At 39.8% G+C, this 15,250-nt stretch carries 13 protein-coding genes; 3 read left to right on the top strand and 10 right to left on the bottom strand.

What is annotated here, in order from left to right; all coding sequences use genetic code 11:
* Positions 1-8: 8 nt before the first annotated feature.
* From FTU64_RS11590 to yaaA, 4 genes are all read right to left on the bottom strand, one after another.
* Positions 9-383, bottom strand: coding sequence for a hypothetical protein (locus tag FTU64_RS11590; protein ID WP_111885321.1), 375 nt, complete (start codon positions 381-383; stop codon positions 9-11).
* 56 nt (positions 384-439) lie between these two features.
* On the bottom strand, positions 440-1,441 hold the full coding sequence (locus tag FTU64_RS11585) for an adenosine deaminase (RefSeq protein WP_180059768.1): 1,002 nt from the start codon (positions 1,439-1,441) through the stop codon (positions 440-442).
* Positions 1,442-1,507: 66 nt separating this feature from the next.
* Positions 1,508-2,830: an NCS2 family permease gene (locus FTU64_RS11580; protein WP_111885323.1), complete on the bottom strand. Its 1,323-nt coding sequence runs from the start codon at positions 2,828-2,830 to the stop codon at positions 1,508-1,510.
* A 956-nt stretch (positions 2,831-3,786) separates the two neighbouring features.
* Positions 3,787-4,569 carry a peroxide stress protein YaaA gene (yaaA, locus tag FTU64_RS11575; RefSeq protein ID WP_180056074.1) on the bottom strand — a complete coding sequence of 261 codons (783 nt, stop codon included), beginning with the start codon at positions 4,567-4,569 and terminating at the stop codon, positions 3,787-3,789.
* A 124-nt stretch (positions 4,570-4,693) separates the two neighbouring features.
* Between yaaA and FTU64_RS11570 the strand changes: the two genes are divergently transcribed.
* A complete protein-coding gene (locus FTU64_RS11570) occupies positions 4,694-5,320 on the top strand; it encodes an alpha/beta hydrolase (RefSeq protein ID WP_180056075.1) in 627 nt (208 codons plus the stop codon).
* A 283-nt stretch (positions 5,321-5,603) separates the two neighbouring features.
* Positions 5,604-6,128 (top strand): hypothetical protein, encoded by a 525-nt coding sequence (locus FTU64_RS11565; protein ID WP_180020849.1) that lies wholly within the window; start codon positions 5,604-5,606, stop codon positions 6,126-6,128.
* 83 nt (positions 6,129-6,211) lie between these two features.
* On the opposite strand, the gene FTU64_RS11560 is transcribed toward FTU64_RS11565, so the two are convergent.
* The 4 genes from FTU64_RS11560 to pheA form a co-directional block, all read right to left on the bottom strand.
* A complete protein-coding gene (locus FTU64_RS11560; RefSeq protein ID WP_078189090.1) occupies positions 6,212-6,583 on the bottom strand; it encodes a hypothetical protein in 372 nt (123 codons plus the stop codon).
* Between the two features lie 112 nt (positions 6,584-6,695).
* Positions 6,696-8,945 carry a bifunctional prephenate dehydrogenase/3-phosphoshikimate 1-carboxyvinyltransferase gene (locus tag FTU64_RS11555; RefSeq protein ID WP_180056076.1) on the bottom strand — a complete coding sequence of 750 codons (2,250 nt, stop codon included), beginning with the start codon at positions 8,943-8,945 and terminating at the stop codon, positions 6,696-6,698.
* A gap of 3 nt (positions 8,946-8,948) precedes the next feature.
* On the bottom strand, positions 8,949-10,040 hold the full coding sequence (gene hisC, locus FTU64_RS11550; RefSeq protein ID WP_078189092.1) for a histidinol-phosphate transaminase: 1,092 nt from the start codon (positions 10,038-10,040) through the stop codon (positions 8,949-8,951).
* Between the two features lie 69 nt (positions 10,041-10,109).
* Complete coding sequence (pheA, locus tag FTU64_RS11545; RefSeq protein WP_180027224.1) at positions 10,110-11,219, bottom strand: prephenate dehydratase; 1,110 nt, start codon at positions 11,217-11,219, stop codon at positions 10,110-10,112.
* Positions 11,220-11,792: 573 nt separating this feature from the next.
* On the opposite strand from pheA, the gene FTU64_RS11540 reads away from it, so the two are divergent.
* Positions 11,793-12,323, top strand: a complete 531-nt coding sequence (locus FTU64_RS11540) for a DJ-1/PfpI family protein (protein ID WP_078189095.1) — start codon at positions 11,793-11,795, stop codon at positions 12,321-12,323.
* Positions 12,324-12,468: 145 nt separating this feature from the next.
* On the opposite strand, the gene FTU64_RS11535 is transcribed toward FTU64_RS11540, so the two are convergent.
* The gene (locus tag FTU64_RS11535; RefSeq protein WP_078189096.1) at positions 12,469-13,611 is read right to left on the bottom strand and encodes an acyl-CoA dehydrogenase family protein; all 1,143 of its coding nucleotides are present in this window, start codon (positions 13,609-13,611) and stop codon (positions 12,469-12,471) included.
* A gap of 171 nt (positions 13,612-13,782) precedes the next feature.
* Positions 13,783-15,129 carry a dicarboxylate/amino acid:cation symporter gene (locus FTU64_RS11530; RefSeq protein ID WP_180009487.1) on the bottom strand — a complete coding sequence of 449 codons (1,347 nt, stop codon included), beginning with the start codon at positions 15,127-15,129 and terminating at the stop codon, positions 13,783-13,785.
* Positions 15,130-15,250: the final 121 nt, after the last annotated feature.

Genomic DNA, 15,250 nt, shown 5'->3' with positions numbered 1-15,250 from the left:
ATTATCTTTTAATTCAGTACTTGCTGAGCACAACCTCGCATACTATTCAAAACCGCTTTAGAAATCAGTTTATTCTTTTCAGTTTCATTCACTGCAGCAGTCATCAGATCTTTCGCACCGATATCATCCATAGCATGCTCACTCACGCACTGACAAATCGCAGCTTGATTGTCTTTTTTCTGTTGAGCACTCATAAACAACGCAGCACCTTTCCAAATTTTAGAACTATTTAACTCTTGCGAGCATTGATATTCAATCACGGGCTTTAGCATACGCTGACTTAAACTTGATTTATCTGCACTAGCAGCGGATGAAATCAATACTGCGGCTAAAAATGTAATCGATGAGGCAAATATAGAGCGATTTGAATGAGAGAAAAGCATGATTTAAACATAAAAAAGGCAGTGAATATTCACTGCCTGAGATTATACGCTGATTATTAATTCAACGCTTCAATCTTTTTAATCCAAGTTTGTTTTTCCGCATCTGAAATAAATGATGCTTCAAAAGAGTTAATTGCCAGTTGCTTTAACTCTGCATTGCTTAAATCAAGTGCTTTGGTGATCGCAATAAAGTTATCATTCATATAGCCACCAAAATAAGATGGATCATCTGAATTGACGGTCACATGCACACCTTGTTGCAATAGTCGGCGAATATTATGATCAGCCATATCATTCACAACACAAAGTTTTAAATTACTCAGCGGGCAAACTGTTAATGGCATTTTTTCTGCAATTAAACGTTGCATCAAAGCAGGATCTTCTTCTGAACGTACACCATGGTCAACACGATTTACTTTCAGTAGATCCAAGGCTTCCCATACGTATTCTGCTGGACCTTCTTCCCCTGCATGCGCAACAATAAGAAAACCTGCTTCACGTGCTTTGGCAAAAACACGTTCAAATTTTGATGGCGGATGCCCCACTTCACTCGAATCTAAACCGACACCAATAATTTGATCTTTATATGGCAAAGCCTGTTCTAGAGTTGAAAATGCTGCATCTTCAGATAAATGACGTAAGAAACACATAATCAGATGTGAGCTAATGCCCAGTTTTACTTTGGCATCATTACAAGCGCGTTGTAAGCCATTCAAAACAGTTTCAAAAGCAACGCCACGATCTGTATGAGTTTGTGGGTCGAAGAACATTTCAGTATGAACCACATGATCTTCTGCACATTTTTCTAAATATGCCCATGCTAAATCATAAAAATCTTGCTCATGAATCAGTACATTTGCACCTGCATAATAAATGTCTAAAAAAGACTGTAAATTATGAAAGTTATACGCTTCTTTTAATTCTTTGACTGACTGATAAGGAATTGCAATATTGTTGCGTTGGGCAATTGCAAACATGAGTTCAGGCTCAAATGTCCCTTCAATATGCACATGTAGCTCTGCTTTTGGCAAAGCGCGAATCAGCTCAAGTTGATCCATCTTTTATCCTCATAAAAATAAAAAAGGGTGCAAACTGAGTTTACACCCTTTCGCTATTTGACAGTATTAACCGCCAAATGCAGCAAATTTTAATGCCCAAAGTGCAGCAATAATCCAGACCATATATGGTACAGTTTTCGCCTTACCTGTAAGCAATTTAACCAATGCATAGCTAATGAAGCCCATTGCAATACCGTCTGCAATTGAATAGGTAAACGGCATAAATACAATTGTCAAGAATGCAGGGACTGCTTCAGTAATATCATCCCACTCAATATGAACGATACCTTGAATCATCAACACACCGACAAACAACAATGCTGGCGCAGTTGCAAAACCTGGTACTGACTGAGCAAGTGGTGCTAAGAACAATGCCAAAATAAACAATACAGCAACTACAACTGCAGTTAAACCTGTACGACCACCGGCAGCAACACCTGCTGATGATTCAATATAAGGCGTAGTTGATGACGTACCCAATGCCGCACCCGCAACAATTGCAGATGAGTCAGCAAATAATGCTTTCTTCAAACGTGGTAATTTACCGTCTTTTAATAAACCTGCACGGTGTGATACACCGACCAATGTACCTGTAGAATCAAATAAATCGACCAAGAAGAATACAAAGATCACGCCAATCAAACTTGCGGTGAATAGACCTTCGAAGTTCATTTGCATGAATGTTGGAGCGATTGAAGGAATAGCACCCACAACACCTTTAAATTCGTTGAAGCCCAGCAGGGTTGAAATTGCAGTAATCACCAAAATACTGATGATGATTGCACCACGTACTTTAAAGTGATGCATAACCACAACCATCAAGAAGCCAAGTAAAGCCAACAAGACAGACGGCTGTTTTAAATCACCCAGACTAACCAATGTTGCAGGGTTATCAACAATAATGCCGGCATTTTTCAAAGAAACCAGTGCAAGGAATAAACCAATACCGCCGCCGATCGCCAGTTTAAGCGACATTGGAATCGCATTGACAATCGCTTCACGGATTTTGAACATGCTGATAGCGATAAAAACAAGGCCAGAGACAAAAACAGCTGCTAAAGCAGTTTGCCATTCCACGCCCATACCCAAACATACAGAATAGGTAAAGTAAGCGTTTAAGCCCATACCGGGTGCTAAGGCAATTGGATAGTTAGCAACAAGCCCCATCACCAAACAGCCAATGGCTGCTGCTAGACAGGTTGCGACAAAAACAGCGCCATGATCCATACCCGTTTCGGACAAAATCATTGGATTGACAATAATGATGTAACACATTGTCAAGAAAGTAGTTACACCTGCAATGACTTCTGTTTTGAAACTGGTTTTGTTTTCGCTCAGTTTAAACAGACGTTCAAGCATGTTCTCGGAAGATGGATTAGGAGTCGTCATGACCTAGCCCCTATGAAGTAAACTTTATGCATATAAGCATTCCACAAAATTAATCATGTCATGTATTCATCATTAATTTTGTGTATGCCTAAGCAACGAATATGCCAATTCGGCAGATTGTAGGCTTTAAAAAATCCTATTTTCAACAACATACAACACGGTACAAATGTTGAAATTTGCAAACAAAAAAGCTGCATAAACCTATGCAGCTCCTCTATTTATGTCATTTAATTCGTATTTAATATCAATAAATACTGATCAAATTAATTTCGGCAAATTATAACACATTGATTTTTTAATGTTTCCACATTTTCATCGCTTTTCAATTTAGTAAATTTAAGACATTGTTTTCTTTATAAAGTTTCAAATTATTATATATAAAAATAAAATATCAATATTTAAACGAACACTTCAAGACCATGCTTGAGCTCAATGCAAAAGCAGCAAGATTGATTTTTTTTAGCGCATATAAGGTGATGCGCTCAAATCATCATTGAACACCTGATTAATTTCTTGCTGTCGCTTTAACTCTGCATTCTTATAAACACTAAACCCTAAAAACACAATGCTGAGTATAAAAATTGGTATCAGTATTTTTTTCATAACAAAATTTTATTCATGTTTAAATATTTGGCTATAATAACAAAAAATTTAAACAAAAAAGTGACGTATTTCACAATTTTATATCTTATTAAGTCATTTAATAAGCTATTTGTTCGATCAATGTTAATTTTGTAATATATTTTAGACTGATAGACAAGATAATCGCTGAATGATTTTTCGAATCCTTTTCCGTAAAAAGCTTCAAATCATAGATCATTTCATATACGAAATTTAAAGCACGATCAATTTCACAGGCCCACCATTACATCTCGAGTGAAGAAGATAAAAAAGCCGCTGACTTCTAATCAGCGGCTATTCATATTCTTTTCAGTCTAAGTTTTTCAATTTTAAAATTAAGCGGCTTGTTGTTCATTTCGCTTAAAGACCAATTCGCCCTTTAAGCTACTCTCAGCATCGAAATAATAACCATCGGTATTGAACGACTTGATATCTTCAATACGTTCAATTTTATTTTCCAACAAATATCGCGCCATTAGGCCACGTGCTTTTTTGGCATAGAAGCTGATGACTTTATATTTGCCGTTCTTTTGATCGAGAAAAACTGGCTTGATGATTTCGGCTTTAACTTTTGATTCTTTGACCGACTTATAATATTCATCTGAAGCGATGTTGACCAAAAGTTCAGAGCCCGCTTTTTCCAAATCGTCATTGATGAGATTGGTGATGGTATTGTCCCAAAACTCGTATAGGTTATGTCCACGTGGATTTTGCAGCTTGGTCCCCATCTCTAAACGATATGGCATCATTAAATCAAGCGGACGCAATAAACCATAGAGACCCGAGAGCATACGCAAATGGGTTTGTGCATATTCAAGGTCTGAGTTTGTAAGTTTATAAGCATCTAAACCGGTATATACATCACCTTTAAAGGCAAAGATTGCTTGACGTGCATTGGCAAAATCAAAATCAGGCTGCCAATCTCGGAAGCGCTCAACATTTAAAGTCGCAATTTTCTCACTGACACTCATCAAGCTTGAAATTTCACTTGCCGACAATTTACGTGCGACTGAGATTAATTCTTCAGAATGATCTAATAGCCGTGGTTGAGTGAATTTTTCAGTCGGTAAAGCGGTTTCGTAATCTAAAGTTTTTGCTGGAGAAATTAAAGCGAGCATAAACATCCTGATTAATTTTTAATTAAACAAACTATAACAGTAGAGTATTTTCAAATCCAATCTGTGTTTTTGATAAACATAATCTGTAAACTATAGACTCTCCCGCTTTCACATTTTAGTCATTATGTCAGAACAAATGTTCATTCAAGGGCCGATGGGTCAACTTGAAATTTTTGTTGATTATCCACAGGGTGAAGTGAAAGGATTCGCGGTAGTTACACACCCTCACCCATTGCAAGGTGGCACACCACAGCACAAAGTCCCTGTGCTTTTAGCGCAAATGTTCTTAGAACGTGGCTATGTTGTCTATCGCCCAAGTTTCCGCGGCTCTGGCCAAAGTGCAGGAATACATGACGAAGGCAATGGTGAAACCAAAGATACCATGCAAGTCATTGAATTTGCTCGTAGCCAACACCCAAACTTGCCATTTTATGCAGGCGGTTTTAGTTTTGGTGCAAATGTCATGACTAAATGCTATGCCCTATTGCCTGTAGAATTACAGCCTGTACAGACTATTTTATGCGGACTACCAACTACAACAGTTGCAGGTGTACGTCACTATGTGACGCCGCATATTAAGGGTGATATTTTATTTATTCACGGTGAAGAAGATAATGTCACACTGTTATCTGACTTGATTCAGTGGGCCAAACCGCAGCGCCATTTAATCACGGTTTTACCCGGTGCAAACCACTTTTTTACGGGTTATCTAAAACAGCTTCGTATCGCGATTTCACGCTTTTTAGTATAAACAATACCAAAAATGAGTCAGCTTAACTGGCTCATTTTTTTGCCTAGTGACCGCTCTATTCCCCACCAATATTTCAGATAAATTCACCTACAGCACTTCGATTTATCCATCTTTTTAGTGCATTGGCCATCATTATCTATTCAACATGTAATGACCTAATTCGTCGCTAGTTTAATTTTTATTACGCAACATTTTTTTATCTAAAAACCAATAATTTACTTGTTTAAATAATCAACTATAGAAATAATACCGAGAAAAATTAAGATAAAATTTAGAGGGAAAAATGAAATATATTGTTGCTGTGATTTTAAGTCTAGGCATTGCAGCTTTGGTCTATTATTTTAATTCAACCCCATCCACAACGACAAATTTGCCAGCATCTACGGTTGCTGCGAACGATGGTCCCAAAGCCTATTTGACAGCGTCATACAAGATGAATGTCGATGGTCGTGATTTTAGCTTAAAGATGGTCTACGACTTTCCCAATAGCCAAGTGTGTGAAGCCCAGCTCAACAGCACAGACACCATGAATATGATTTCAACCTTTAAGCAACGCTGTTCGAGTGACTCGGTGTGTAAAGAAGCTGAAATTTCGTCTTGTTCATCTTTTACCGATCAAAAATATAAAGATATGCTCGATAAAAACTATCATGACACCCATTATATTTATCTTAGCGATAGCAAATTGACTGATCAACGTGGTGTGATTGTGTTTTGGGGACTCAATGAACAAGAGTCAGAAAAAATGTGTGACTATGTGAAAAAGAGCAATCGAACCATTAATCCAATCAATATTGAATGTCTATAACCTTGTTCAATACATTCTGTTAAAAACAAAAAAGCAGCGCTATGCTGCTTTTTTATGGATGATTTTTAATTCAATTTTTCAGATCATTTTGTCATTTGTTTCCATTGAAACTCACTATATGACTCTTCTTCTTTTAAACTGTTTTCGACTGCTTGAGCCAATTGGTTCAATAAACTTTGCTCAGTAATACGATCTAACCAATCTTGGTCTTCATCTGGATAAGAGGTAATTTCACAGACTAAACGACCTGATTCATCCTGCCCCTGACATGTCACTGAAAGCGGCAATTCATGCTGATCGACACTGACTGCAATCTGATCACCACTTTGCGATAACGTTTGAAAGCCATAACGCTCTAATTTATTTGCCAATAATTCAGCAACCTGAGTTTGCGTATCAGCACTGCTTTCAACTCGATTTGACTCGCTATGCGCGGTGAATTGTAGTTTTCTCATGTATCTATCCAAAGACATTCTTGTTGTATGGTTTTAGCATAAGCAATTAAAACCAAACAGCCAAGCATTTGCTTGGCTGTTGTTGAATAAATATACAATTTTGGTGAATTATTTATTCACTTACGGCAATCGTTAAACCGGCCTGAGTGGCTAGCTCTGTAAATGTCGGGAAGCTGGTCGCAACGGTTTCTGTACCCACGATATTAATTTCACCCGAAGTACGTAAACCTGCCATTGAGAAGCTCATTGCAATACGGTGGTCATGATGTGACTCAATTTGACCACCTGTGAAGATTGCACCCCACTCGCCCGTTTTACCTTGACCTTCAATAATGATGCCGTCATCAGTAGGCGTGCAGTCAATACCCATAATTTTTAGGCCATCTGCCATCACTTGAATACGATCCGACTCTTTCACTCGAAGTTCAGCTGCACCGGTCAAAATGGTTTGACCTTCTGCACATGCCGCTGCAATAAACAGTGCTGGAAATTCATCAATCGCCAATGGCACTTGATCTTCTGGCATATGAATGCCTTTGAGTGTACGTGAACCACGAATACGAATATCTGCAATCGGCTCACCACCAGCGATACGCTCATTTTCAACAGTCAGGTCAGCACCCATCTGTTTTAAAATTTCGATCACACCTGTACGTGTTGGATTAATGCCAACCGCTTCGAGTGTGACATCTGAACCTTCAGTAATCGCTGCACCCACCATAAAGAATGCTGCAGATGAAATGTCAGAGGGTACTTGAATGTCTGTACCGACTAACTTGCCGCCACCTTGAAGTGAAATGCGGTTGCCTTCTGTTTTCACGTCATAACCAAATGCACGAAGCATACGCTCTGAATGGTCACGTGTTGGTTCCGGCTCAGTGACAACAGTTTCACCTTCCGCCCAAAGACCAGCCAACAAAATACCGGATTTTACTTGTGCAGATGCCATTGGTAAGTCGTAATGAATACCTTTCAGGTTTTGACTTCCGGAAATAGACACGGGCGGCGTACCACGCTCACCTGTAGTTTGAATTTGCGCACCCATTTCACGTAATGGTTTGGCAATACGTTCCATTGGACGTTTTGATAATGACGCATCACCCGTCATCACCGAATCAAACTTCTGTGCCGACAACATGCCTGAAAGCAAACGCATTGAAGTGCCTGAGTTACCCATATACAAAGCGCCTGCAGGTGCTTTTAAACCATGCATGCCTACACCATGAATGGTAACTTCGCCGTTTTTAGGGCCTTCAATACTCACACCCATATCGCGGAATGCTTGGAGAGTTGCCAAGGCATCTTCACCTTCTAGAAAACCAGTGACATGCGTTGTGCCTTCTGCAATAGCACCAAACATGATAGAGCGATGTGACACAGATTTATCACCTGGCACAGTAAATTTACCTTGGAATTGCTTTGGACCCGGTAAAATTTTGAATTGCTGTGTCGTCACTTTATTTTTCTCCATCAGTGGTTTCTTTGCGAGCATGTGATTGAAATGTTGACGTGCCGCTTGTGCATGCCCCAACAGTCCCATCAACGCTTGTGAGTTTTCATCTTCAATCAGTTTGCGAAGAATAGCCAATTGTTTTTCAAAGCCATCTACCGCTTTTAAAATTGCCTTTTTATTGGCAAAAAAGATGTCATGCCACATATGTGGGTCGCTTGCAGCAATGCGTGAGAAATCACGAAAACCGCCAGCGGCATAACGGAAAATATCTAAATTGTCTTCTCGGTTCGCAAGTTGCTCAACCAAGTTAAATGCCATCAAATGCGGAAGATGACTGGTATGGGCCAACACTTCGTCGTGTTTTTCCACATCCATGCAAATCACTTCCGCTTTGGCAGCTTGCCACAATTGAATCAGTTTCTCTACAGCCCAATCTGCACTGCTAGGTAATGGTGTCAAAATCACTTTGTGATTAGCAAATAAATCTACCTTACCGGCATGCACACCTGTTAGTTCAGCCCCAGCAATCGGATGCCCCGGTACAAAACCAGCAGGTAATTGCTCACCATAGACTGCTTTCGCTGCATCAACGACATTGCCTTTGGTACTCCCAACATCGGTAATAATCGTCTGTTCGGTTAGATAAGGCTTGATCGCTTCAAGGACTTTTTGTGTCGCACGTACAGGCAAAGCCAAGACAACGAGATCTGCACCTTTGACCGCTTCAGCAGGATCGCTATAACCCTGCTGAATAAGCCCTAAAGCTTTTGCATCTTCTAAAGTTTTTTGTGAACGCGTAGACGCCACAATTTCCTTAGCTAAACCTTCAGCAATCATGACGCGAGCTAGGCTTGAGCCAATCAGCCCAAGCCCAATAAAAGCAACTTTTTCAAATAGTGGCACAGACATGACTTAAGCTTTAGCCTCTAAGCCCAAAACTTTAGCCAAGGCTGCTAAGAATTTAGCATTTTCAGCTTCAGTCCCAATTGATACACGTAAATGCTCTGGGATACCAACTGGACGAACAATCACACCTTCTTTTAATAAAGCATTGAAAGTCTGTGCAGGATCAGCTTTTACATTTACTAAAATGAAGTTCGCACGTGAAGGCACATATGCTAAACCTAGAGCATCAAATCCTGACTCAAGTTGCGCCATACCTGCTTTATTGACTACACGTGATTTTTCAATAAACGCTTCATCTTTGAGTGCAGCAACAGCAGCCACCATTGCAAGATGGTTTACGTTAAAGGGTTGACGAATACGATTAAGGAAATCCGTCACTTCAACTGAAGCCAAGGCAAAACCAACACGTAACGCAGCCAAGCCATAACATTTTGACATGGTACGGCTAACGATTAAGTTTGCGTATTGATCTAAGAATTTTAAGCTGTTGAAGTTTTCTGGGAAATATTCCACATAAGCTTCATCTAAAACCACGATCACATTTGCAGGTACTTTTTGCATGAACGCTTCAAATTCAGCTTCTTCAAACCATGTACCTGTTGGATTATTTGGGTTCGCAATAAAAATCAATTTAGTATTGTCTTTAATTGCCGCAGCCATTGCATCTAGGTCATGTGAAAAACCTTTTGCAGGCACTTCAATCGCTTCAGCATTAATGGCTTGTGTCACCAGACCATACACAGCAAATGCGTGTTGACTATACACAACCGAGTCTTGCTCTGAAACAAAAGCACGAGCAAAAATTTCTAGAAGATCGTTTGAACCATTACCCAACGTAATACGGTCATGTGCAATACCAAATTGTTTTTCAACTTGGTCTTTCAAAATAAAACCGCCACCATCCGGATATCGACCAATTTCTGCAAGTTCAGCAGCAACCGCTTCTTTCACTTTGTCAGAACAACCCAATGGGTTTTCATTTGATGCGAGTTTTACGATATCTGTAATACCCAACTCACGCTCAAGTTCACTAATTGGTTTACCTGGTTGGTAAGGCTTTAGCTTTGCAATGCCTTCATTGGCTGGGACAAACGTCATTTTACACTTCCAGTTTTTTCAAATGATGAAGGTGATCAACTCCTGATGGAATTGATCACAGTTGTGATCTTAAAGAACAGCAATCGGATATGAACCCAATACACGAATTTCTTTTACTAACGGACGAATTTCTTCAATTGCCGCTTTCACGTTTTCTTGCTCAACATGACCTTCCAAGTCCACAAAGAATACATAAGCCCATTTTTCTGGTAATGCAGGACGTGTTTCGATACTTGTTAAGCTAATATTATGCTTGGCAAACGGTGCAAGAATTTCAAGTAATGCCCCCGCACGGTCATGCGCAGAAATCAACAATGAAGTTTTATCATTGCCAGATGGTGGCACTTTTTCACGACCAATCACCAAGAAACGTGTGGTGTTTTCAGGATTGTCTTCAATATTGCTATGCAAAATCTCGAGGTTATAGATGTTCGCAGCAACTTCAGAGGCAATTGCCGCAGAGTGCCATTCATTACGAATACGGCGTGCAGCTTCTGCATTTGAACTGAGTGCAACACGTTCTACACCCGGATAATGTGCATCTAACCAACCACGGCATTGCGCCAAAGTTTGTTGATGTGCATAAATCTGTTTAATGCTGTCTTTTCGTGTATTTTCAGACACAAGGAATTGGTGATGAATACGCAGTTCCACTTCACCAATAACATTGAGATGTGAAGATTTAAAGCAATCTAAAGTATGGTTCACTACCCCTTCAGATGAGTTTTCAACAGGCACTAAACCATAGTGCGCACTGCCTGCTTCTACTTCGCGGAATACTTCATCAATCGTTGGAAGAGGGCGAACAACAGCGTCTTGACCGAAATGTTTTAAAACAGCCGAATGCGTATAAGTTCCGACTGGACCTAAGAACGCAATACTTTGCGGTGCTTCAAGAGCTAAACAAGCCGACATGATCTCACGGAATAAACGTGCCATTGTCACATCAGACAATGGGCCTTCGTTACGATCCATAACTTTACGTAAAACTTGCGCTTCACGTTCAGGACGATAAAACAATGGATTCTCTTCTGCAGCAAATTTTGCTTTTGCCACAGCTTCAGCTAGTTTCGCACGACGGTTGATAAGTTGTTGAATCTGCATATCAACAGAGTCGATATCTTCACGAATTTGAGCTAAGTCCAGAGAAGTCGGAGTGTTTTGATCATCGTTGATCATTGTTATGTCGCCCTTCAAAAAAATTTTGCAAACAGTATAACAATAGTTAGCTTTCAAATGTTGCGCAATACGACTTTGATGGTTTCAGCCTTAAAAACATACAGTTGATTAAAGCTTCATCAGCTTAACTTAAGAGCCAAAACAGCCAAACTGATAGGTAAAGCCATAATTAAGGCAAATCTTACCTTTTGACGGCTTTATTGATCATTCATCTTGAGCAGCACAATAAATAGCCCTTCTCTTTTCCTCCAAATTTGCCTCAGATCCATCTCCTTGTATAAGCCCATCAATCAATTTGTTTCATTGGTCATTTCAGTTTTAAATTTTGCTCTCAATACTTGAAGCAAAATAAAAATTTCAAAACTTGGTTTTCATGGCATAGAAATAATTTGAAACTTAAAGATGATCTATATAAACACTTGGTCATTGATCGTTTTTTCAGTGACTTAATAGGCACTTTCATCTAGTGTTTACAGTCATTGACGCATTTATTACAAAAGACACAGGTAATTCTTATCATTGCTTTGTAGTCTAAATATCAGAAAAAAAAATAACAGCCCCATAGGTACAAGTATGCACAAGAAAATTGCAGTGTTAGTGACCTACGATTTTGAAGATATTGAGTATCTTGAGCCTGTGGAGGCCTTTCGAGCCGCTCGGCACAGCATTATCAATATCGAAGATCAGGTTGGAAAAATCGTTTACGGCATTAAACGCCGTTCCCAGATCACCATTGACCAAAGTATCGACGATGCCTCTGTGCATGATTTTGATGCCTTATTTATTCCCGGCGGTTATTCCCCAGAGAAACTCGCTTTAGATGACCGTTTTATCTATTTTGTACGTAATTTTGCAGATAGCCAAAAGCCGATCTTGAGCAGTTGCCATGGTCCACAGTTGTTACTAGAAGCTGGTGTCATACAAGGTCGCCATTTCGCCCAATCTGAAACACTTAAATCCGCTTTGTTAAACGCAGGTGTGGTGGTGTCGGATCAATCGGTTGTGAATGATAATAACCTATATATATCGTCTCGCAGTACTTTAGATACACCTGAATTTATTGAAGTCTGTTTGCAAGTTTTGGGGCAACCGTCATTATCATAGGTTTCAAAATATTCACGCAAAATTAAACACACAATCTAATTCAAATAAGCAAATCTATAGAAATACATCGTCTCTATAGAAATACATCCTAAAAAAAATAGCGAAGTCTTCACTTCGCTATTTTAATTTCAGCCTGATAAATTGTTTATCGACCTAAAATACTTCGTGCCACGATTTCTTTCATAATTTCATTGGTGCCACCGTAGATTTGCTGAATACGTGCATCGACAAAGAAACGTGAAATTGGATATTCGGTCATATAACCATAGCCACCAAATAATTGAAGTAGATTATGGGCCACTTTCATTTGCATATCGGTAGAAAAGCTCTTGAGTGCTGCTGCAGTTTCAACATCAAGTTTGCCTTGCATATAAAGTTCAACATTTTGATTATAAAATGCCGCTGTAGCCAATTCGTCAATCTTAGCCTGTGCCAAGACAAAACGAGTATTTTGGAACTGTCCGATCGCCTGTCCGAACGCTTGTCGCTCTTTAACATACTGCGTTGCCACATCAATGGAACCGCGAATCGCACCAATTGCAGTCGAGGCAATTGCGGTACGTTCACGCGGTAACTCTTGCATCAAGTAAGCAAAGCCTTGTCCAGCTTGACCCAAAAGTTGCTCTTTTGGCACTTTGACGTTGTCATAAAACAACTCTGAAGTGTCTTGCGCATGCAGACCAATTTTGTCGAGGTTGGTACCTTTCTTAAATCCATCCAAATGGGTATCGACTAAAAGTAATGACACGCCTTTAGCACGTGCTTGTGGATCAGTTTTCGCCGCCAATACCACTAGGTCTGCATGTTGACCATTTGAGATAAAGGTTTTCGAGCCATTGAGTAGATAATGATCGCCCTGCAAAATTGCACTACTGCGCATAGACTGTAAGTCTGAACCTGCACCCGGCTCCGTCATACCAATGGCACCGACCACTTCACCCGTGACCATTTTCGGCAACCAATGTTGTTTTTGTTCTTCTGAACCAATGTGCAAAATATACGGTGCTGCAATTTCAGAATGGCATGAAATACCTGTCGATAATGCACTAAAACCTGCGCGCGCAGATTCTTCAACTAGCATCAGTGAATAATGCGTTGGGACGCCATAGCCGCCATATTCTTCAGGCACATCGACACATAAAAAGCCATTTTCACCCAAGGCATTCCATACTGATCGCGGCATAATGCCTTCACGTTCCCATTGCTCATAATGTGGTGCGACATGCTCTGCCATAAAACGGCGAAAGTTATCTCGAAATAATTCTAAGTCTGCATCATAAGCCAGCATGTGTTTCTTCCTTGGTTAAGTTTGTTGTTTTGTTGAACTCCATCCTATTGCAGTTTAGAACAGCCGTCATGCCCAAAAACTAAAGCGTTCAAATTTGGCTTTAGTCCTGCATTAAAAAAGGAAGCCGAAGCTTCCTTTTTAAATGACATCTTTTACATCACAGCATCTGCCTTAGGCATGATGTGCATTGCCTTCTTCTTGCATCTGACGGTCAATTTCTTCAGGGTTTGCCAAAGCAAAATCCAGTTTTTCTTTGTCTAATTGACCCACCCATTTCGCAACCACAATCGTTGCCAAAGAGTTACCTACAAGGTTCGTTAATGCACGTGCTTCTGACATGAAACGGTCAATACCAAGAATTAATGCCAAACCTGCAACAGGAATATGACCCACAGCAGACAATGTTGCAGCCATCACAATAAAGCCTGAACCCGTCACACCCGCAGCACCCTTAGATGAAATGAGTAGAACCAACAACAACGTGATCTGATGCGAAATATCAAGCGGTGTATTGGTCGCTTGTGCAATAAAGATTGCTGCCATGGTCAGGTAAATAGACGTACCATCTAGGTTAAATGAATAACCTGTTGGAATAACAAGGCCCACTACAGATTTTTCTGCACCAGCAAGTTCGAGTTTTTTCAACATACGTGGCAGTACAGATTCAGAAGAAGACGTACCCAGTACGATCAGTAACTCTTCGCGAATCATACGAATCATTTTGAGGATACTGAAACCGCAAATACGTGCAATTGAGCCAAGTACAAGGAAAATAAACAGCAAACAGGTAATATAGAAGCAGATGATCAACTGACCCAATTGCGCCAAACTACCGATACCATATTTACCAATGGTATAAGCCATCGCACCGAAGGCACCAATTGGCGCAAGCTTCATGATCATGTTTACAATGTTAAAGAATACATGTGCAATTTGATCAATAAACTTCAATACAGGCTTACCTGCATCACCAAGTTTATGTAATGCAAAACCAAATAATAAGGCAAATAATAGAACTTGAAGAATCTCACCCTCAGCAAACGCACCAACAACGGTGTTTGGGATGATATTCATAAAGAAATCTTGGGTAGATTGTGCTGCACCAGATTCAACATATTTAGAAATACCTGAAGTATCTAAAGATGCTGGATCTACGTTCATGCCTACACCTGGTTTTGCAATATTAATTACTGCAAGACCAATGATGAGTGCGATGGTCGAAACAATTTCGAAGTATAGTAAAGCGACACCACCTGTTTTACCCACAGATTTCATGCTTTCCATACCTGCAATACCACTCACCACGGTACAGAAGATCACAGGTGCAATAATCATTTTAATCAGCTTGATGAAACCTTGTCCTAGTGGATAGAACAATTCACCCCAGCCTTTTACGTATTGCTCGGTACCATTGATAATTTGTGTGCCACTTGGTGAGAAATGCCCCACCAATACACCCGCAATAATGGCAACGATCACTTGAAAATATAGTGACTTATAAATTGGTTTTTTAGCCATGACATTACTTCACGATATATTTCTGCTTCAAAGAAATATTCAGTTTTTGTCTATTTTCAAAAAATAAACAGCCCAAAACCCCTTTGTCTTCGACAAAAGAGCACCAAAGGTATTTGACTTA

The sequence above is a fragment of the Acinetobacter sp. YH12128 genome (genome assembly GCF_013418655.1).
Lineage (GTDB): Bacteria > Pseudomonadota > Gammaproteobacteria > Pseudomonadales > Moraxellaceae > Acinetobacter > Acinetobacter amyesii.
Note: the sequence above shows the minus strand (reverse complement) of the source record. Positions and strands in the feature narration are given on the sequence as shown.

Excerpts from the sequence above, each read along its gene's own strand:
- FTU64_RS11540 (WP_078189095.1), top strand. The coding sequence starts at position 11,793 with ATGCACAAGAAAATTGCAGTGTTAGTGACCTACGATTTTGAAGATATT.
- FTU64_RS11565 (WP_180020849.1), top strand. The coding sequence starts at position 5,604 with ATGAAATATATTGTTGCTGTGATTTTAAGTCTAGGCATTGCAGCTTTG.
- FTU64_RS11590 (WP_111885321.1), bottom strand. The coding sequence starts at position 383 with ATGCTTTTCTCTCATTCAAATCGCTCTATATTTGCCTCATCGATTACA.
- yaaA (WP_180056074.1), bottom strand. The coding sequence starts at position 4,569 with ATGCTCGCTTTAATTTCTCCAGCAAAAACTTTAGATTACGAAACCGCT.
- FTU64_RS11560 (WP_078189090.1), bottom strand. The coding sequence starts at position 6,583 with ATGAGAAAACTACAATTCACCGCGCATAGCGAGTCAAATCGAGTTGAA.
- FTU64_RS11530 (WP_180009487.1), bottom strand. The coding sequence starts at position 15,129 with ATGGCTAAAAAACCAATTTATAAGTCACTATATTTTCAAGTGATCGTT.
- FTU64_RS11555 (WP_180056076.1), bottom strand. The coding sequence starts at position 8,945 with ATGTCTGTGCCACTATTTGAAAAAGTTGCTTTTATTGGGCTTGGGCTG.
- FTU64_RS11580 (WP_111885323.1), bottom strand. The coding sequence starts at position 2,830 with ATGACGACTCCTAATCCATCTTCCGAGAACATGCTTGAACGTCTGTTT.
- FTU64_RS11535 (WP_078189096.1), bottom strand. The coding sequence starts at position 13,611 with ATGCTGGCTTATGATGCAGACTTAGAATTATTTCGAGATAACTTTCGC.
- pheA (WP_180027224.1), bottom strand. The coding sequence starts at position 11,219 with ATGATCAACGATGATCAAAACACTCCGACTTCTCTGGACTTAGCTCAA.
- hisC (WP_078189092.1), bottom strand. The coding sequence starts at position 10,040 with ATGACGTTTGTCCCAGCCAATGAAGGCATTGCAAAGCTAAAGCCTTAC.
- FTU64_RS11585 (WP_180059768.1), bottom strand. The coding sequence starts at position 1,441 with ATGGATCAACTTGAGCTGATTCGCGCTTTGCCAAAAGCAGAGCTACAT.
- FTU64_RS11570 (WP_180056075.1), top strand. The coding sequence starts at position 4,694 with ATGTCAGAACAAATGTTCATTCAAGGGCCGATGGGTCAACTTGAAATT.